This window comes from Variovorax atrisoli 110B, from assembly GCF_000382045.1.
Classification (GTDB): Bacteria; Pseudomonadota; Gammaproteobacteria; order Burkholderiales; family Burkholderiaceae_C; genus Variovorax; species Variovorax atrisoli.
The window spans coordinates 1-17,395 of the sequence record NZ_KB907468.1 but is presented as its reverse complement, the minus strand read 5'-3'; the positions used below and the strand labels follow the sequence as shown (position 1 = coordinate 17,395).

Below are 17,395 nucleotides of genomic sequence, written 5' to 3'. Positions count from 1 at the left end.
ACGTGACCACATCCTCTTCGACGGGCGCGTCCGTCCATCCTGAAGTGCGCCGCCTCGCCGACCGGTTCGAACGATGGCTGCCGCAACTGGCCATCTCTCCAGCCCTGGCCGTGAGCCTGCTCTTCTTCTACGGCCTGACCGCCTGGGTCGCGGCAGTCTCGTTCACCGATTCCGCGGGCGCGATTAGCTGGAATTGGGTGGGCCTGGACCAGTACCGGCGGCTCTTCACCGACGACAACTGGTGGCGCGCCCTGTGGAACCTGGCCCTCTACCTGCCGCTGGTCGTGGGCCTGCCGCTGGTGCTGGGCTGCTTCCTCGCGATCCTGCTCGACCAGAAGGTGCGACTGGAGAACGGCATCCGCACCGTCATCCTGTATCCGCTGGCGCTGAGCTGGATCGTCGCGGGCACGATCTGGCGCTGGCTGCTGTCGCCCGACACCGGCATCGAAAAGTGGCTGCACGGCATAGGCTTCGAGAACGCGCTGTTCGACTGGATCGTCCAGCCCAGGTACTCGATCTTCGCGCTGGTGATCGTTGCCGTGTGGCACAGCACCGGCTTCGTGATGTCGATGTTCATCGCCGGCCTGCGCAGCATCGACGAGTCGGTCTTCAAGGCCGCGATGATCGACGGCGCCAGCCTGCCGCGCATCTACTGGCGCGTGGTGCTGCCGGCGCTGAGGCCCACGGTGTTCAGCGCCGCGCTGATCCTGCTGCCCGCGGCGCTGCGCACCTTCGACCTAGTGGTCGTGCTGACGCAAGGCGGACCCGGCCAGAGCAGCGTGCTGCCGGCCTTCTACGTGTTCGACCGCTTCTTCCGGCGCGACCAGATGGGCCTGGGGTCCGCCTCGGCCATGGTGCTGCTGTTCACCTGCGCGATGGTGGCCGTGCCCTACATCCTGAGCGAGCTGAAGAAGCATCGCGGAGACTGACCATGGCTATTCCTTCATTCCTGCGCCGTCCTGCGCAGCGGGATCGCATGCCGGGCGAACGGCTCGGGGCGGGCCGCGTGCTCGTCTACCTGGGATTGCTTCTCGCGGTTGCGTTCTATGCGCTGCCCGCGTGGTTCGCCGTGGTCAATTCGCTCAAGCCGCTGGCCGAGCTGCAGGCCGGCAACGTACTGGGGCTGCCCCAGCGCTGGACCATCGAGCCGTGGATCGAGGCCTGGGCCACGGCTTGCACCGGTGCCGAGCAGTGCACTGGCCTGTCGCGCTATTTCTTCGACTCGCTGATCGTGGTGGTCCCCTCCACGGTGATCTCCACGCTGTGGGGCTGCTTCAACGGCTACGTGCTGGCCAAGTGGCGCTTCCGCGGCGCCGAGGGCGCGCTGTTCCTGCTGATGTTCGGCGTGTTCATGCCCGCGGCGCTGTTCGTCTTCCCGCTGTCGATGGTGTTCGCGAGGCTTCACCTGTCGCAGTCGCTGTTCGGCCTGGTGGTGGTGCACACGATCTACAGCGTGCCGGTTGCGCTGTACTTCCGCAACTACTTCGTGGGCTTCCCCGGAGAATTGATCAAGGCCGCGCGCATCGACGGCGCGGGCCTGTGGACGATCTTCCGGCGCGTGGTGCTGCCCACGGCCAAGCCGATCCTGGTGGTGGTGGGCATCATGCAGTTCACCGCGATCTGGAACGACTTCATCTTCGCGCTAGTGCTCGCGCCGAGCGACCAGCAGCTCGTGACCGTGGGGCTCAACAACCTGACCAACGTGCAGGAAGACGTGCCCCGCTACAACGCCTACATGGCCGCTGCGATCATCGCCGGCGCGCCGACCATGGTGCTGTACATGCTGGCCGGCAAGTACTTCGTGCGCGGGCTGACCGCGGGCGCGGTCAAGGGCTGACCGATCCAAACCTGAAGAAAAAGAAGGAGCCAAATCCATGGCCAGCGTGAGCATTCGCAATGTGCGCAGACGCTACGGTTCGGTGACCGTGCTGCACGGCATCGACATCGAAGTCGCCGATGGCGAGTTCCTGATCCTGGTGGGACCGTCCGGCTGCGGCAAGAGCACGCTGCTGTCGATGATCGCCGGGCTGGACGGCATCAGCGAGGGCGAGATCGCGATCGATGGCCGTGTGGTCAACGACGTGGGGCCGAAGGACCGCGACATTGCCATGGTGTTCCAGAGCTATGCGCTGTACCCGAGCATGACCGTCGGCGAGAACATTGCCTTCGCGATGGAGATGCGCAAGGTGCCCAAGGCCGAGCGGGACGCCGTGGTCGAGCGCGTGGCCGGGACCCTTCAGATTGGCCACCTGCTCGATCGCCGGCCCGCGCAGCTCTCCGGCGGCCAGCGCCAGCGCGTGGCGATGGGGCGGGCCCTGGCACGCAATCCCAAGGTGTTTCTCTTCGACGAGCCGCTGTCCAACCTGGACGCCAAGCTGCGCGTCGAGATGCGCGCCGAGATCAAGGCGCTGCACCAGCGGCTGAAGAGCACCATCGTCTATGTGACCCACGACCAGGTCGAGGCGATGACCCTGGGCGACCGCATCGCGGTGATGAAGGATGGCCGCGTGCAGCAGCTGGGCACGCCGCAGGACATCTACGAGCGGCCCGCGAACCTGTACGTGGCCGCGTTCATGGGCTCGCCGACGATGAACCTGCTGCCGGTCAGGCTGCGCGCCGAATCGGGACATTGGATGGCGGAGCTGCGCAGTGGCGATTCGTCCGTGCGACTGCCTCTGGCACCGGCTGGGCATGCGGCCACAGGGGAACGCGAGGCGGTGCTCGGGCTGCGGCCGGAGCATTGGCGGCTCACGGAGGAAAGCGAGTCTGGCGCACTGGCGGTCACGCTCCAGCTGCTGGAGCCGACCGGTGCCGACACCTTCGGCTTCGCCGAAATGAACGGCCAGCGCATCGGCATCCGCCTGCCGCCCAAGCCGATGCGCCACGCGGGCGAGCAGATCCGTGTGCGCCCGGACCTGGCGAGCGCCTCGCTCTTCGATCCATCGACCGAACAGCGCATCGAGCTCTAGGTCCCGCTTCCATCCAACTGAAGTCGATTCAGCGGCTCGCACAGCGCGCCGCTTGGATCGTTGCGCCCCGAAATCCTGCAACGAGAGGCACCCATGAACCGCGACGGCATCGCGAGCGCACCGGGGATTTACAGGTGCCGGACTAATCCAGATCCGATTCCAAACCACTACACCAGGAGACATCCTTGAACCCCCATCGAATCGCCCTCTGCATCGCCCTCGCGGCGACGGCCAACTGCGCCAATGCGCAGTCCACCGCCACGGTGTTCGGCGTCGCGGACCTGAGCGTGCGCCGCGTCACCAACGGCCCCGGGACGGTCACCAGCCTGTCAAGCGGCGGTGCGGCGGCAAGCCGCCTCGGCTTTCGCGTCGTGGAGGATCTGGGCGGCGGCTACGCAGCCAGCGCATGGCTGGAGAGCACCGTGAACTTCGACGACGGTACGACCAACGCCGCGCGTTTCTTCAATCGCCGCTCGACGGTAAGCCTCTCGGGTCCGTTCGGCGAGGTGCGGCTGGGCCACGACCTCACGCCCTCGTACACGGGCTTCGGCGAGTTCGATACCTTCGGCGTCAGCGGGCTCGCCGACCAGGGCAAGTTCTATTCGACGGCGACCGGCGTCTTCGGCAGCGGCATCGACGCGACCGGTGTCTGGGCGCGCGCCGACAACATGGTCGAGTACCTCACGCCGAACACGCTCGGCGGCTTCTACGGGCAGCTCGCGGTCGCGGTGGGCGAGGGCGCGCCGTCCAAGAAGTACCGCGGTGGTCGCATCGGCTACGCGCAGGGGCTGGTGCACGTGACGGCGGCCTATGGCCTGTTCGACGGCATCGGCGGCAACACGCTCAGGCGCAGTTCCATGGCCGGTAGCTATGAATGGGGCCCGGCGAAGTTCTACGGCTCGGTGGTACGCAATGCCTACCTCGGCGCCTCGCGGCTGGTGACGCAGGTCGGCACGGTGGTCACGGTGGCCGGGCTTCACAAGATCAAGCTCAACTACACCAGGGCCGACACCTCAGGCGTCCTCGGCAAGGCATTGCTGGACCGCAACGATGCCACCCAGGTGGCGATCGGCTACGCATACGACCTGTCCAAACGGACGACGCTCTATGCGACGTACGCGGCCATCTCGAACAAGGGCGACGCCAACTTCGCGGTCGGCACGCCGCCCGCCGCGTCGCCGGGCAAGAGGTCGCGCGGCACGGAATTCGGCATCAGCCACAAGTTCTGAGGTGTGCGTGCAGCCGATGCGTTCTCTGTCTTTTCATGCATTCGTCCAGGTGATGCGATGAGGAAGGAGCCAGCGCCCCATGCAGCCTGAACTTTGCGCGCGCAGCATCGGGCAGCTTCGGGTCGACGGACTTCTCTTCAAGGACCACAACGGCGATGGCCGGCTCGATCCCTACGAGGACTGGCGGCTAACGCCGCAGGAAAGAGCCGTCGATCTTCTCGGCCGAATGACCCTCCAGGAGAAGGTCGGCGCGATGCTCCATGCGAATCCGCCGACGACGCAGGCAGCGGCGATTCCCGGTGCCGGCTCGGCCTGGGACTTCGCCTCGATGCGCGAGCTGGTCCTGCAGCGGCATGTGGGAGCTTTCCTCAACCGCCTGCAGGCACCGCCCGCGGAGCTCGCGCGTCAGGCCAACACGCTGCAGGCGCTGGCCGAAGAGGGCCGGCTCGGCATTCCGGTGATTCTTTCCTCCGATCCGCGCAGCCATTTCAGCCATTCGCAGGGCGTGAGCGTCGCGGCCGGCGGATTCACACAATGGCCCGATGCGCCGGGCTTCGGCGCGGCGGGCAACGCGGAGCTGGTGCGCGCGTTTGCCGACGGCGTGCGCGAGGAGTATCGCGCGGTCGGCGTACGCATGGCTTTGTCGCCGATGGCGGACCTCGCGCTGCAGCCGCGCTGGCACCGCTGCAACGGCTGCTTCGGCAGTTCGCCCGAAGACGTGCGATCGCTCGTGCAGGCCTACGTGGCCGGCATGCAGGGCGGCATGGACGGGCTCGGTCCGCAGAGCGTGGTTTCCGTGGTCAAACATTGGGTGGGCTACGGTGCGACCAGCCCCGAGGGCTTCGACGCGCACAACCACTACGGTCGGCTGCTGGATCTGCGCAGCGACGGCATCGAGAACCATATCCGCGCCTTCGCCGGCGCCTTCGAGGTGGGGGTCGGAGGCGTGATGCCTTCCTACGGCATGCCGCCCCCCGGGCTCCGGGTGCCGGATGTCGCGGGCGACATCGAACAGGTGGGCATGAGCTTCAACCGGCAGATGGTCACCGACGTGCTGCGCGGACGCTTCGGCTTCGACGGTGTCGTGATCTCCGACTGGCACGTCACCGACGACTGCACGCGCGCGTGCATCGAGGGCGCCCAGGATGGCCTGCGCCCCGGCCCCGCCGACATCGCCATGCCATGGGGCGTGGAGCACCTGGACAGGCCCGGGCGCTTCGCCAAGGCGGTCCAGGCCGGTGTCGACCAGTTCGGCGGCGCGGACGATCCGCGCTGGATCGTCTCCGCGGTGCGCGACGGGCTGCTGGCGCAGTCGCTGATCGACCAGGCCGTCCGGCGCATCTTGGTGCAGAAATTCAGCCTGGGTCTTTTCGAGAACCCCTACGTCGATGAGGACGCGGCGGCTCGCGTCGTCGGCCGGCCCGGACTGAAGGCGATGGCGCTTGATGCGCAACGCAGCTCACTGGTCGTCGCGAAGAACGCAGGCTGCGTGCCGCTCGCGCGCGGGAAGAAGCTGTTCCTCGAAGGCATCGATGCCCAGGCGGCCTGGGCTGCCGGCTTCACGGTGGCTGAGCGTCCGGGCGACGCCGATCTCGCCATCGTCGGCCTGCGCACGCCCCACGAGCTGCTGCATCCGCGGCATTTTTTCGGCAGCCGCTACCGCGAGGGGCGCACGGGCTGGCTCGCCGGCGATGCCGATCTGGAGCGCGTGCGTGTGATCGCGGCGCAGGTGCCCACGGTGGCCAGCGTCTACATGGATCGCCCTGCGGACCTTGGCGCCCTCGAGCCGCTGGTCGCCGGCATCGTCCTGCATTTCGGCGTGCAGGAGCAGGCTCTTTTCGACTTGCTCTCCGGCCGGCACACGCCCACCGGACGCCTGCCGTTCGACCTGCCATGGCTGCAGTCGAAGTCGCCTCCCACCGGGCTGGCGCTGCGGCGCGGAGAGGGTCTTTCGCTCTGATTCCCTCGTCCGGCGCATGTCGCGCCGGCGTCTACCCACAGGAGAACTCGTCTTGAACACATCCCTTCAACCCTTCGTACTCGTTGCCGGCTCCGGGCATGGCGGCTGGGCTTGGCAGAAGCTCGCGGCCTTGCTCACGCGGCGCGGCCACCGTGTCTATGCGCCGTCGCTCACCGGGCTGGCCGACCGCTCGCACCTGATGAGCGCCGACATCACGCTGCAGACCCATGTGCGCGACGTCGTCAATCTTTTCCGCTGGGAGGACCTGCGCAGCGCCGTGCTGGTCGCGCACTCGTATGCGGGCTGGGTTGCCTCGGCGGCGGCCGAGTCGCTGGAGGATCGTCTCTCGGCCATCGCCTTCGTCGACGCCTTCCTGCCCGAGAACGGCCAGCGAGGCTTCGACCTGCTCAACGATGCTCAGAAGGCTGCGGTGCTGGAGGCGCAGGCGCGCGGCGAACTCTCCCGTCCGGGGCCTACGAGCACCGCGCTGAGGATCCAGAGCGCCGAGGACGCGCGCTGGCTCGATTCGAAGATCACGCCGCAGCCGATCGGCGTGTCGATGCAACCCGTCGAACTGACGGGCGCGCGGGAGCGTATCGCGCGCAAGCTCTATGTGCGCACGCCGTTGTTCCCGCAGCCACTGTTCGACGCCGCGCTCGAGCGCTGCCGCGCCGATGCAGGCTGGCAGACCGCCGTGATGGCCGACTGCGGCCACGATCCGATGATCGACGCGCCGCAGGCCCTGGCCGACATGCTGCTCGGGCTGCTCGAGCCGCGGTGAGCGCTGCCGGGCCGCCGCAGACTTATTCGCGATCGCGATGACAGTGTTTCGCCCAAGGTATTGGACGCATCCCGGCAGCCTGCCTAGATTTCTCCTTGGGCCGGATACGGCACGGACGCCCGAAGGATCACGACAACATGAAACCGGCCCCTGCGCTCATGTCGCCCTGCGACCGCAGATCCATGCTCAGGATGCTGCTCGCCCCCACGGCAATGCCCCTGCTGTGGCCGCGTGGCGCGCTCGCGGCAGAGGCCTATCCCTCGCAGCCGATCAAGCTGGTCGTGCCCTTCGCACCCGGCGGCCCGAACGACGTGGCCGCGCGGCTGATTGCGACCGCGCTCTCGGTGAGCCTCGGGCAGCCCGTGGTCGTGACCAACATCGGCGGCGCGGGCGGCCGCATCGGCTCGAAGGCCGTGGCTTCCTCGCAGGCGAACGGCTACACGCTGATGATGGGCGGCACCAACCTCAACGTGGTGGTGCCGGCGGTCTACCCGAAGCTGGACTACGACCCAGTGGCCGGCTTCGAGGCGGTCGGCGCGCTCGCCAGCGATCCGATGATCATGGCCGACCATCCGGGCGTGCCCGCCGGCAGCGTTCAGGAACTGGTGCGCTACAGCAGGCGCAATCCCGGCAGGCTCAGCGCGGGCTCCGCACCCGGTATCGGGCCGCACTTCGTGATCGAGATGTTCAAGCGGCGCACCGGCGCAGACATCACTTTCGTGCCCTACAAGGGCGCCACCCCGGCTATCCAGGATGCACTTGGCGGCCACCTTTCGATGGTCGTGACCAACAGGGCGGTGTTGTTGCCGCTGGTGCGCAAGAACATGCTTCGCGCGCTCGCGGTGACCGGCAAGACGCGGCTGGCCGAGTTTCCGGAGGTGCCCACCCTCGAGGAAAGCGGTGTCCAGGGCGTGCCGTCGCTCAACTGGTACGGGCTCATGGCCCCGGCGCATACACCCGCACCTGTGCTGAAGGTATTGCGCGCCGCGCTTGCCCAGGCGATCGCCAGCCCCCAGATGGCCGGATCCATCCGCACGGCCGGCATGGATCCCGCCCCCGCCGGCATCGACTTCGCGGCCGTGCTTGCCGGGCAGCGCCGGGAATGGGCGGCCATTACGCAGGAAACAGGCATCACGCTGGAATGAACGGGGCGCGCGTGGCGACGGGCCTTGCTCCTTGCCGCCTGCTCGAAACGACCTGTCCGCGCACAAGCGGACGAACCGGGGAACTCCCATGAACGTCGCGATCCGTGTACTGGCCCCGCAGGCCTTCCAGGCTCCTCTCTATGCGGTGGGTGCTTTGTTCGAGCAGGCCGCCCATGTCCGCGTGGAGTGGTGCTGGGGGCCGGCGGGTGGCCCATCGCCCCAGGCGCTGGTGCAGCGGCTGGAGCGGGGCGAAGCGGCGGACGTCGTGCTGCTTCCCGCGGCACTGCTGGCACAACAGGTGCAGGCCGGCCGTGTGGAAGAGGGTTCTCGCACGGACGTGATGCGCTCGCGCGTCGGCGCCTGCGTGGCGCAGGACCAGCCGCCCGTGGACATCGGCAGCGCGCAGGCGCTGCGCCGTGCGATAGTGCAGGCGCGCGGTGTTGCCTATTCGCAGGCAGGTAGCGGCATCTATATTTCTCAGGAGCTGTTCGGCAAGCTCGGCATCGAGCCGGCGCAGGTGCGCGTGCTGCAGGTGCGCGACGAACCAGTCGCCGCCGCCGTGGCGCGGGGCGACGCGGAGTTGGGCTTCCAGCAGATCAGCGAGATCCTTGGTCAGCCGGGTGTGCGCTTCGCAGGTGCGCTGCCCGATGATCTGCAGCATGTCACTGTGATCGGCGCGGGCATGCCGGCTGGAGCGGCCGAACCCGAGGCCGCGCGCCGCTTCATGCAGTTCCTTCGTTCGCACGAGGCTGCCGGTCCGCTTGCGGATGCGGGCCTGGACCCTTGCCGCGGGTGAGATCCCGGAGTCTGTTTAGAGGCCGGGCCGGACGGCCGGTTCGCCGACGCTCCAGTTCGACAGCACCTCGTTGTGCACACACTCCAGCAGTTCGCTTTCGTTGTTCTCGCGCCAGACCACATCGATCTGCAGCGTGCCGGCCGACGGCGGCAGCGCCAGCACCCGCAGCCCCTCTCCGCTCGTCTCTGCATACGAGGCGGGCACGAGGGCCACGCCGAGGCCGTGGCGCACCATCTGGAACATGCTCATCGGATGGCGAGCCACGTGAAGCAGCCTGGGGCTGAAACCGGCCTGCATGCAGGCGGCGACGAGCGAGTCGAACAAGGCGGACTTGTGCTCGCGCGAGAAGCTGATCATCGGCTCCTCGGCGAAGTCCCGGAGCGCCAGCGACTCGCGCGCGGCCAGCGGGTGGGCCAGCGGCATCACGAGCGCGAAGCCCTCGGTGTAGAGAAGCTGGCGGGCCAGGCCGCGCGTGCTCGTGCGTGCGTGCACGAAGCCCAGGTCCAGCTTGTCGGCAGCGACGGCGCGCACCTGTTCCTGCGAGCCCATGTCGGTCACCAGCAACTGGACCGTCGGCAGGCAGGATCGAAGCCTGTGGATGAAGTCCGGCATCACATGGTCGATGGCCGAGGTGGCCATGCCCACGCGCAGTGTCCCGCCATCGCCCTGCGCCGCGAGCTTGGCCCTCTGCGTTGCTGCCTGCGCCTGGTCAAGCAGCTGGCGCGCGTCGCGCAGGAACGCGCGTCCGGCATCGGTGAGCCGCACCTCGCGGCGGTTGCGAAAAAGCAGGAGCACGCCGAGCTCTTCCTCCAGCGCCTTGATCTGATGGGACAAGGGCGGCTGGCTCATGTGCAGGCGCACGGCCGCCCGGCTGAAGTTCAGCTCTTCGGCGACGGTGACGAAATAGCGAAGCTGGCGCAGATCCATGGCGTCAACCATACAGGCTCGGGCATGACTCGCAAAGGCGGCCGCGACGCACGCGGCTCACTCGGCGACGATCTTGTTGGCCTTGATCAGTTGTGCCCAGCTCCGGGACTCGCCGGCGATGAAGGTGGCGAATTCGGCTGGCGAGCCACCCACCGGGTCGGCACCCAGCGCGACCAGCCGTGCGCGCGTCTGAGGGTCTCGCACGGCGGCCTGGACTTCGGCGGAGAGGCGCTCGACGATCGGCCGCGGCGTGCCCTTGGGGACGAAGAAGCCGTTCCACTCGAGGACTTCGAAGTTCGGAATGCCGCTTTCCGCGATGGTGGGCACCTGTGGCAGCGCGGCCATGCGCCGGGTGGAGGTGACCGCCAACGCGCGCAGCTGCCCTGACTGCAGGTAGCCCAGGGCCGAGCCGGCGTTGGCGAAGTAGGCATCCACGTGGCCGCCCATGACATCGGCGATCGCCGGTGCGCCTCCCTTGTAAGGCACGTGCAGCCCGCCGGTGCGCGCCTCCCGGTTGAGCAACTCGCTCGCGAGGTGGGCCGGGCTGCCGGCGCCGTACGACGCGAACGAGACCTTGCCAGGTTGGGCGCGTGCACGCGCAACGAAGGCCTTGAAGTCGGCGTCGGGCGAATTGGGTGGCACCACCAGGACGTTGGGGACGGTCAGTGCGAGCGACACCGGCACCAGATCTGTCGCCGCATCGAAAGGCATCTTGCGCAACAGCGGATTCAACGCGAACGTCGACGCGTCGTACAGCACGGTATAGCCGTCGGGATCGGCCTTCGCGACTGCCTGCGCGCCGATGATGCCGCTGGCGCCCGGCCGGTTGTCGACGACGACCTGCGTGCGCAGCGCGGCACCGAGGCGCTGGGCAAGGATCCGCGCCGCGTTGTCGGCGCCGCCGCCTGCGGAGTAGGGAACGATCAGGCGGATCGGCTTCGCGGGCCATTGCTCGGCTGCGGCCGCGAGCGGGAGGAGCGCGGCGCCTGCCGTTGAGAGGGCCAGCGAGGCCAGAACACGGCGTGTGAAAGTGCGATGGAAAGTCATGGCTTGAATCTTCTTCAGGCTTCGGCCGCGGCCGTTGGCGCGCGATTGATCTCGGTGCCTTCGGCGGCGAGTTCCGCAAGGACCGCCGACAGCTGGTGATAGGCCGTGTTGGCCGCCGGAATGCCGCAATAGATTGCCTGCTGCAGCAGCACCTCCTTGATGTCGCACAGCGACATCTGGCTCTGCAGCGCCGCGCGCAGATGCAGCCGCAGTTCGTCCCAGCGTCCGAGCGCGATCATCGTGCCCATGACGAGGATGCGGCGCTCCCGAAGGCCCAGGTCGGGCCTCGTCCAGACCTCGCCCCAGCCGTAGCGCACGATCAGGTCCTGGAAGTCGCGCGTCACGTCGGTCGTTGCCGCGCCGGCCCGGTCCACGTGCGCGTCGCCCAGGACGAGGCGCCTGCGCTTCGTTCCCTTTTCGTAAAGCTCGTTGTTCGTCATGTGATGTTCCCGAAGAGGTGAATCGAAGAATCTCTGCGCACGAAGGCCGTGCGTTGCCGCCGCCGATGCGGTCACTTGAAAGAGGCCTGGCCCGGGCCGGCGGCGGGAAGTTGTGCTTCCAGGATCGCGCCAGTGGACGACTCCGTCATCACCAGCGTGTTGCTCCCGGGCCGGAAGACCAGGTTGGTGACGGTCTTGCCGCCCGGGCTGCGCACGAGATGGGTGACTTCGCCGGCTGCATTCAGCACGAACGCGGCGCCGAGGCTCGCGTGCGCCACCACGAGCCCGCCTTGCGCGGTGGCGGCGAGGCCGTCGGGCCCGCTGGTGCCGAAGAAGTTCTGGAAGGCGGCCACCTTCGTGAGGCTGCCGTCGCGCATGATCGGCGCGCGCCAGACCTGGTTGCCGCGCGTGACCGCGACGAACAACACATGGCCCGAGGAGTCGAGCGCAATGCCGTTGGGGCTGGGAACGTTCGCGAGCAGGAGGTCGAGCCGGCCGTCCTGGCCCAGGCGGTAGACCCGGCCGGTGGGATCGTGCAGGCCCGTCTGGCCCTGGTCCGTGAAATAGAGGCTGCCCTTCGCATCGAAGACGAGGTCGTTGACGCCCTTGAAGGATTCGCTATTGCGGTGGGCCAGCACGGGTTCGACACGGCCGGCGGCGGGGTCGAGCCTGAGGATGCCGCGCCTGTGGTCGGCGATCCAGAGGCTCCCGTCCGCATGCATCGCCATACCGTTGGGCCAGCCGTCGTACTCGGCCACCACGCGCCAATCGAGCCGGGGTGTGATGCACAGGATCCTGCCCGAGGGAATGTCCGTCACGTACAGGTTGCCCAGCGAATCGAACACCGGTCCTTCGAGGAAGCTGTCGACCGGCTGCCCCGGCTTGTTCGCTTCGCCCCAAGAGTTCGGCCCGGCGCGGCGAAGGTCCGCCGGCATCGTCGTGAGCACTTTCGCTTCGATGATTTCCGGAGGCGTGAAGCTGAGGTTCCACATGGGCCTGGTTCCTGATGCGGCGTTATTCCGGCTGGACGCCCGCAGCCTTGACGACGCGGCCCCAGGCCTGCGTCTGGCTGCGCACGAAATCCTGGAAAGCGGCCGGCGTCATGCCGCCGACCGTCGCGCCTTGCTCGCCGAAGCGCGCGCGCAATTCGGGCGACTGCAGTGCACGCTTGATCTCGGCCTGCATCTTCTCGATGACCGGCTGGGGCGTGCCCTTCGGTGCGGCGACGCCGAACCAGTTGGTCGCGGTGAAGTCCTTCAGGCCCGCTTCGGCGCTGGTGGGCGTATCCGGAAGCGCGGCGATTCTCTGCGGCGCCGTCACCAGCAGCGCCCGCACCTTCGCGCCCTTGACCTGCGCGATCGCGGTCGGCGATGCGGTCACCAGCACATCGACCTGGCCGGACACCACGCCGAGCAGCGCTTCGCCCGCGCCCTTGTAAGGGACGTGCGTCAGCGTGAGCTGCGCGTTCTGTTTGAGCAGTTCTCCGCCGAGGTGTGTGGAGCTTCCCATCCCGCCGGAGCCGAAGGTCAGCTGGCCGGGGTTGCGGCGTGCAGCGTCGATGAGGTCCTTGATGGTCTTGTACGGCGAGACCGTGCCTACCAGCACGACCAGCGGCGTATCGACGATGTTCGTGACAGGCACCAGGCCGTTCGCGTGGTCCCACGGCAGCTTCCTGAACAGATGCGGAAGCATGGCGTAGGTGGTGTCGTTGATGAGGAAGGTATTGCCGTCGGGCGCCGACTTGGCCACCAGGTCCGAGCCGATCGTGCCGCTGGCTCCGGCCTTGTTCTCGACGTAGAAGGTCTTGCCCGTCTGCACCGTGAGGGCCTGTGCGATCTGGCGCGCCGCGTAGTCGGTGGTGCCGCCGGGCGGGTAGGGAACGACGAGCCTGACGGTGCGGCTCGGCCAGCTTTCCGTTTGGGCATGGGCGATGGCCGTGCAGAGTGTCAGGGCCGCCAGGAGTGCGGTGGATATGCGTCGCATGGGCTTGTCTCGTTGTCTGTATGGAGCGTCGAAGATAGGCGAGCACCGCGCCGCGAGACAAATGACAAATTTCGGTCGTTATGATCGACGGCATCGATTCGTGCGACCGCCAGGTTGAGACGCATGGAACTCCGACATCTACGCTATTTCCTTGCACTGGCCGAGCGCCTCAGTTTCACGCAGGCCGCCGTGCAGCTCCACGTCACCCAGTCGACGCTGTCGCACCAGATCAGCCAGCTCGAGAGCGAACTGGGCCAGCAGCTCTTCGATCGCAGCGCGCGCCGTGTCACGCTCACGGCCGCCGGCGAACTGTTCCTGCCGCAGGCGGCGAAGGCGCTCGCGGAGATTGACGTCGGCATTGCCCTGATCGGCGCGCCCGAGAAGGCGTTCGAGGGAACGCTCTCGCTCGGCACGACCATGACGCTGAACATGGGCCTGGTGCCGAAGTGCCTCGCGCTCTTTTCCCATGCACATCCTTCGATGCGGCTGGTGGTCGAAGAAAACACGGTCGACAGCCTGATCGTCGACATGAGTGCGGGGCGCCTGGACCTGATCCTCGCGTACAGGCCGTTCGAACTCGAAGGCCTCCTGTTCGAGCCGCTCTATTCGGAAGAAATGGTGGTCGCAGTGAACCAACAACATCCGTTCGCCAGGCGCAGGCGTCTTCGCATGATCGAACTGCACGGACGCGATCTAGCCCTGCCGGCGCGCAAGTACACGACCCGCATGCAAATCGATGAGGCACTTCGCGCGGCCGGTGCACAGCCGCACGTCGTGGTGGAGACATCCTCCATTGCAGGAATGCTTGCGCTCGTGCAGGAGGCGCCCATGGCGACGATCGTCTCGCGCAGCGCCTTGGCAGATCACCTCGGCCTGGTCGCCGTCCCGCTGGAAGGCCCTTCGCTGCAGCGCACACCGGGCCTGCTATGGCCCGAAGGTCAGGTGCGCACACCAACGACCGCCGCTTTCGCAGCCATCGTGCGGCGTGCGGCGAAGTCGATGGAGTAAGCCTGAGGCCGCTGGCGGATTCGGCACGCACATCGCCTCATATCGACGGGTCGCAGCCGAAGCACTCGCGCACCGGCGCTTCCTATCATTTTGACGCTGGATTCAGCCGGTGACGTGCGAGCCCAACGAGTGTCGGCTTCCGAGCGAACTGGGCCTCGCGGTCGAGCGGCAGCTTCTGGCCGACTTTCGCCTGTCGACTACCAGGCGCTTCAGGCCCGCAGCTGTCATTCCCGGCGTTGCATCCGGTGCTCTGAAGCAGACGTTCCCTCAGCTCGGCAAACCCCTGCTGGCGGAACTCCGGGCATTCGGCTGCGCATCGCTCGTTCTGCTCGGATTTGGCGCCGAAGGTAAAAACGACCCCTTCGGGCTCTGACTCCGCCATTTTGCTCGCGACCAGCCAGTCGGTGAGCGTAGGCGTACTCCTAGATCTCTACCAACCCACCGCCTCGTCGTCACCCCCAAAAGCAGCCGGCACGTCCTTGAAGTGCGGTAGACCATCCTTCACCGGCATCACCGCATGCTGGCAGCGGATGTGGAAGGTCGGCTTGAAGAGGTCGGCCGGCATCAGGAAGCCGCTCACACCGCGCATATTCATGCCCGGGGATTCGCCGAACAGCAGCGTGCCGCAGTGGGCGCAACGGGTCCGCGGCATGGTCCGATACGTCCAGGTCGTGGTGTCGCCGCCGGCGAGCTTGACGCTGGCGGCCGGGAAAAGCGCCAGCGGTGAATACCCGCCACCTGACACGGCGCGGCAATCGCCGCAGTGGCAGTAGAACTGCGCGATCGGCGCTCCGCTCAAGTGCAGTTGCACCTGGCCACAGCGGCATTGCAGGACGGTTGGTTGCATGGTGGTCTCCTCAGGCGGCAAACGTCTCGTGCCAGAACGCGAAATCGGCCTTGCCATCAAGGAAGGTCTCGGCCGTTTTCGTGAAGGCCAGCATGTGCGGCTGCTGCATATGCGGACCGCTGAATACCTCCTCGCTTTCCCACTGCTCGACGATCAGCCAGTGGTGTGGGGCATCCGCCGCCTCGAGCACGCGGATGCCCTTGCAGGCGGGCTCGTGCGCCATGACCTGCCGAATGACGGCCTTCAGCTCCTGCTGGGCGACCTCCAGCTTGTCGGGTCGGATGGCACAGGTGATCACCACGGTGACGGGATGAGTGCCGGTGTTGTTCATGCTCTGTCCTTGATTTGTACTCACGAATGAAGGACATTTTGTGCAGTGCGGCCCCTAATGACAAACCACATTTAGACAACGACTTGTGAGAAGTATTCAACCATGCCCGACGTGACCGCTTCGCCCGGCAAGCTGCCGCCGCTCACCGCCTTGCCATGTTTTGAGGCCGCGGCTCGGCAGCAGAGCTTCACCAAGGCGGCCGAGGAACTGCACCTCACGCCAGGCGCCATCAGCCGCGCGGTGAAGCACCTGGAAGAGCAAATCGGCGTGCAACTCTTCGAACGGGTCACGCGCTCCGTGCGCCTCACCGAGACGGGCGAGCGCTACGCCAAGGCCGTGCGCGACATGCTGGGTCAACTCGCTGCCGCCACAGCGGCGGCCACGGCGCGCCAGTCCGGCAGCACCCTCAATGTCAGCACCTCGGACGGCTTCGCGGGCCGCTGGCTGGTGCCGCGCCTGTACAGGTTCCACCGGGCCAACGGCGACGTCGACGTGCGCGTGTCCACCACGGGCCGCTTGGCGAATTTTCATGGCGACGGCATCGACGTGGCCATCCGTTATGGCCAAGGCAACTACCCGGGCCTGACCACCGAGTGGCTCGCCGACGAAGAGGTCTTCCCCGTCTGTAGCCCCGGTTTGCTCAAAGGCCCGCGGGCGCTACGCAACCCCGCCGATCTGCGCCACCACACGCTCATCCGCGACGGCTACCCGATCGCCTGGGCCGACTGGCTCTCAGCCGCCGGCATTGAAGGCGTCAACCCTCGCGCTGGCCTGACGTTCGACTCCTATACCTTTGCGGTGCAGGCCGCCATGCAGGGCGAAGGCGTTGCCCTGGGCCGCACCATGCTCGTTGCCGACGACCTCGCCGCAGGCCGTCTGGTGAGGCCGTTCAAGCAGACGCTAAAGGCCTATTCCAGCTTCTACCTGGTGTATCCACCGGAGGCGATCCGTCAGCGGAAGGTGAAGGCGTTCAGGGATTGGCTGCTGGCGGAGATGAGGGATAGCGATAGCGGCTCCGCCGAAGATCTCTAGCTCCGCGTCCTTGCGTTTTAGACGACAGGCAGGCGTATCAGGCAGGGGATGTCCCCTTAGCAATCAGCGCCTCCATGCGGGCCAGCAGTTGGACCACGGGACGCGCATCCGGCCTGGCTGCCCGGCCATGCTGGCGTGGTGCAGCTCTACCCGATGCCGATCCACCGCAAGGTGCCATCGCCTTCGCGTTCTGGAACATCTGCGGCCACAAGCAATTGATCCACGACGGCAAGAGGCTGACGCTGATCGCGCGCACTCCGGACCATTGCCAGCGCTACGCGCTGGCAAAGTTGCCTTCAACCGTGCAGCGAGAGAATGTGCAGCGCTTTACAGTGACAGCGGATTCCGGAGGATGTCCCGGCCCCATGACCAACTGAGGCAACCGGGCATTCATCAGGTTCAGGTCGACCAGCGTGCGCGCCTCGGAAAAGAGTCCATTTAATCTCGGAAGAAACTGGAACTTGTCCATGCGGCTCGCGGTTTCGTTCTTGCGGACTGTCCGCTCTTAGGCGAATTTGTGACGTGGCGTCGACCGACTGCTCTTGGCCGGACGCCGGCATTTCACGCGCGACATTGAACGACGTCTACCGCTGCAGAGCCGCCCTTCGTCGACGACAACTTCGGTTAAGGGTTGTCCGATACCTGCCCGAGCAACGCCACGAGCCCGCGCACGACAACGGCCAGAGGGCAGGTGTTGGACAAGCCTCTAAGGAGGAAACCGCGGAATGCTCTGCTTAGGACAGGCAACGCTACGAGCCTATGGGGATTCGGAACGCGTGGCCCAAGTTGGCTGGGGCGCGGAGCCCAGGGGATGGCTCCAATGGCGTTGCCGAGGCGCAGTAAATCCAGGCCGTTGTTCGCGTCGCTCGACGCCAGGACGGTCGACGAAGGGCATCACCG

The 17,395-nt window shown here is 67.0% G+C and carries 19 protein-coding genes and 1 pseudogene; 12 read left to right on the top strand and 8 right to left on the bottom strand.

What is annotated here, in order from left to right:
* Positions 1 to 2 precede the first annotated feature (2 nt).
* The 8 genes from G369_RS0131855 (at position 3) to G369_RS36650 (ending at position 8,880) form a co-directional block, all read left to right on the top strand.
* Positions 3 to 929 (top strand): carbohydrate ABC transporter permease, encoded by a 927-nt coding sequence (locus G369_RS0131855; protein WP_244164415.1) that lies wholly within the window; start codon positions 3 to 5, stop codon positions 927 to 929.
* 47 nt (positions 930 to 976) lie between these two features.
* Positions 977 to 1,837, top strand: coding sequence for a carbohydrate ABC transporter permease (locus G369_RS0131850; protein ID WP_019658133.1), 861 nt, complete (start codon positions 977 to 979; stop codon positions 1,835 to 1,837).
* Between the two features lie 37 nt (positions 1,838 to 1,874).
* Complete coding sequence (locus G369_RS0131845) at positions 1,875 to 2,969, top strand: ABC transporter ATP-binding protein (protein ID WP_019658132.1); 1,095 nt, start codon at positions 1,875 to 1,877, stop codon at positions 2,967 to 2,969.
* Positions 2,970 to 3,154: 185 nt separating this feature from the next.
* Positions 3,155 to 4,198 carry a porin gene (locus tag G369_RS0131840; protein ID WP_019658131.1) on the top strand — a complete coding sequence of 348 codons (1,044 nt, stop codon included), beginning with the start codon at positions 3,155 to 3,157 and terminating at the stop codon, positions 4,196 to 4,198.
* A gap of 79 nt (positions 4,199 to 4,277) precedes the next feature.
* The gene (locus tag G369_RS0131835) at positions 4,278 to 6,158 is read left to right on the top strand and encodes a glycoside hydrolase family 3 protein (RefSeq protein ID WP_020723405.1); all 1,881 of its coding nucleotides are present in this window, start codon (positions 4,278 to 4,280) and stop codon (positions 6,156 to 6,158) included.
* Between the two features lie 52 nt (positions 6,159 to 6,210).
* The gene (locus tag G369_RS0131830) at positions 6,211 to 6,939 is read left to right on the top strand and encodes an alpha/beta fold hydrolase (protein WP_038116543.1); all 729 of its coding nucleotides are present in this window, start codon (positions 6,211 to 6,213) and stop codon (positions 6,937 to 6,939) included.
* 137 nt (positions 6,940 to 7,076) lie between these two features.
* Positions 7,077 to 8,084, top strand: coding sequence for a Bug family tripartite tricarboxylate transporter substrate binding protein (locus G369_RS0131825; RefSeq protein WP_080647950.1), 1,008 nt, complete (start codon positions 7,077 to 7,079; stop codon positions 8,082 to 8,084).
* Positions 8,085 to 8,172: 88 nt separating this feature from the next.
* Positions 8,173 to 8,880, top strand: a complete 708-nt coding sequence (locus G369_RS36650; protein WP_020723404.1) for a substrate-binding domain-containing protein — start codon at positions 8,173 to 8,175, stop codon at positions 8,878 to 8,880.
* 15 nt (positions 8,881 to 8,895) lie between these two features.
* On the opposite strand, the gene G369_RS0131815 is transcribed toward G369_RS36650, so the two are convergent.
* From G369_RS0131815 to G369_RS0131795, 5 genes are all read right to left on the bottom strand, one after another.
* Positions 8,896 to 9,807, bottom strand: coding sequence for a LysR family transcriptional regulator (locus G369_RS0131815; RefSeq protein ID WP_019658126.1), 912 nt, complete (start codon positions 9,805 to 9,807; stop codon positions 8,896 to 8,898).
* 57 nt (positions 9,808 to 9,864) lie between these two features.
* Positions 9,865 to 10,854 (bottom strand): tripartite tricarboxylate transporter substrate binding protein, encoded by a 990-nt coding sequence (locus G369_RS0131810; protein ID WP_019658125.1) that lies wholly within the window; start codon positions 10,852 to 10,854, stop codon positions 9,865 to 9,867.
* 14 nt (positions 10,855 to 10,868) lie between these two features.
* Positions 10,869 to 11,294, bottom strand: a complete 426-nt coding sequence (locus G369_RS0131805) for a carboxymuconolactone decarboxylase family protein (protein WP_019658124.1) — start codon at positions 11,292 to 11,294, stop codon at positions 10,869 to 10,871.
* A gap of 71 nt (positions 11,295 to 11,365) precedes the next feature.
* Positions 11,366 to 12,286 (bottom strand): SMP-30/gluconolactonase/LRE family protein, encoded by a 921-nt coding sequence (locus G369_RS0131800; RefSeq protein WP_019658123.1) that lies wholly within the window; start codon positions 12,284 to 12,286, stop codon positions 11,366 to 11,368.
* A 22-nt stretch (positions 12,287 to 12,308) separates the two neighbouring features.
* A complete protein-coding gene (locus G369_RS0131795; protein WP_019658122.1) occupies positions 12,309 to 13,277 on the bottom strand; it encodes a Bug family tripartite tricarboxylate transporter substrate binding protein in 969 nt (322 codons plus the stop codon).
* Between the two features lie 123 nt (positions 13,278 to 13,400).
* On the opposite strand from G369_RS0131795, the gene G369_RS0131790 reads away from it, so the two are divergent.
* Both G369_RS0131790 and G369_RS0131785 read left to right on the top strand, forming a co-directional pair.
* Positions 13,401 to 14,285 (top strand): LysR substrate-binding domain-containing protein, encoded by an 885-nt coding sequence (locus G369_RS0131790; RefSeq protein WP_019658121.1) that lies wholly within the window; start codon positions 13,401 to 13,403, stop codon positions 14,283 to 14,285.
* 109 nt (positions 14,286 to 14,394) lie between these two features.
* The gene (locus G369_RS0131785) at positions 14,395 to 14,658 is read left to right on the top strand and encodes a hypothetical protein (protein ID WP_019658120.1); all 264 of its coding nucleotides are present in this window, start codon (positions 14,395 to 14,397) and stop codon (positions 14,656 to 14,658) included.
* 57 nt (positions 14,659 to 14,715) lie between these two features.
* Here G369_RS0131785 and G369_RS0131780 read toward each other — a convergent pair whose 3' ends face one another.
* Both G369_RS0131780 and G369_RS0131775 read right to left on the bottom strand, forming a co-directional pair.
* On the bottom strand, positions 14,716 to 15,132 hold the full coding sequence (locus G369_RS0131780; RefSeq protein ID WP_026346806.1) for a GFA family protein: 417 nt from the start codon (positions 15,130 to 15,132) through the stop codon (positions 14,716 to 14,718).
* A 10-nt stretch (positions 15,133 to 15,142) separates the two neighbouring features.
* The gene (locus G369_RS0131775) at positions 15,143 to 15,463 is read right to left on the bottom strand and encodes a putative quinol monooxygenase (protein WP_019658118.1); all 321 of its coding nucleotides are present in this window, start codon (positions 15,461 to 15,463) and stop codon (positions 15,143 to 15,145) included.
* Between the two features lie 102 nt (positions 15,464 to 15,565).
* Between G369_RS0131775 and gcvA the strand changes: the two genes are divergently transcribed.
* Together gcvA and G369_RS37895 are read left to right on the top strand one after the other, a co-directional pair.
* Positions 15,566 to 16,495, top strand: a complete 930-nt coding sequence (gene gcvA, locus G369_RS0131770; RefSeq protein WP_019658117.1) for a transcriptional regulator GcvA — start codon at positions 15,566 to 15,568, stop codon at positions 16,493 to 16,495.
* 81 nt (positions 16,496 to 16,576) lie between these two features.
* Positions 16,577 to 16,782, top strand: a pseudogene (locus G369_RS37895) (DUF7011 domain-containing protein); the annotation flags it as partial.
* Here the strand turns inward: G369_RS37895 and G369_RS39280 are convergent.
* Positions 16,770 to 16,964, bottom strand: coding sequence for a hypothetical protein (locus G369_RS39280; RefSeq protein WP_208604416.1), 195 nt, complete (start codon positions 16,962 to 16,964; stop codon positions 16,770 to 16,772). The pseudogene G369_RS37895 and the gene G369_RS39280 overlap by 13 nt on opposite strands.
* Positions 16,965 to 17,395: the final 431 nt, after the last annotated feature.

Bases quoted from the DNA above. Each gene is read 5' to 3' on its own strand.
- G369_RS0131815 (WP_019658126.1), bottom strand. From the start codon at position 9,807: ATGGATCTGCGCCAGCTTCGCTATTTCGTCACCGTCGCCGAAGAGCTG.
- G369_RS0131810 (WP_019658125.1), bottom strand. From the start codon at position 10,854: ATGACTTTCCATCGCACTTTCACACGCCGTGTTCTGGCCTCGCTGGCC.
- G369_RS39280 (WP_208604416.1), bottom strand. From the start codon at position 16,964: ATGGACAAGTTCCAGTTTCTTCCGAGATTAAATGGACTCTTTTCCGAG.
- G369_RS0131805 (WP_019658124.1), bottom strand. From the start codon at position 11,294: ATGACGAACAACGAGCTTTACGAAAAGGGAACGAAGCGCAGGCGCCTC.
- G369_RS0131835 (WP_020723405.1), top strand. From the start codon at position 4,278: ATGCAGCCTGAACTTTGCGCGCGCAGCATCGGGCAGCTTCGGGTCGAC.
- G369_RS0131800 (WP_019658123.1), bottom strand. From the start codon at position 12,286: ATGTGGAACCTCAGCTTCACGCCTCCGGAAATCATCGAAGCGAAAGTG.
- G369_RS0131795 (WP_019658122.1), bottom strand. From the start codon at position 13,277: ATGCGACGCATATCCACCGCACTCCTGGCGGCCCTGACACTCTGCACG.
- G369_RS0131790 (WP_019658121.1), top strand. From the start codon at position 13,401: ATGGAACTCCGACATCTACGCTATTTCCTTGCACTGGCCGAGCGCCTC.
- G369_RS36650 (WP_020723404.1), top strand. From the start codon at position 8,173: ATGAACGTCGCGATCCGTGTACTGGCCCCGCAGGCCTTCCAGGCTCCT.
- G369_RS0131780 (WP_026346806.1), bottom strand. From the start codon at position 15,132: ATGCAACCAACCGTCCTGCAATGCCGCTGTGGCCAGGTGCAACTGCAC.
- gcvA (WP_019658117.1), top strand. From the start codon at position 15,566: ATGCCCGACGTGACCGCTTCGCCCGGCAAGCTGCCGCCGCTCACCGCC.
- G369_RS0131775 (WP_019658118.1), bottom strand. From the start codon at position 15,463: ATGAACAACACCGGCACTCATCCCGTCACCGTGGTGATCACCTGTGCC.
- G369_RS0131850 (WP_019658133.1), top strand. From the start codon at position 977: ATGCCGGGCGAACGGCTCGGGGCGGGCCGCGTGCTCGTCTACCTGGGA.
- G369_RS0131825 (WP_080647950.1), top strand. From the start codon at position 7,077: ATGAAACCGGCCCCTGCGCTCATGTCGCCCTGCGACCGCAGATCCATG.
- G369_RS0131845 (WP_019658132.1), top strand. From the start codon at position 1,875: ATGGCCAGCGTGAGCATTCGCAATGTGCGCAGACGCTACGGTTCGGTG.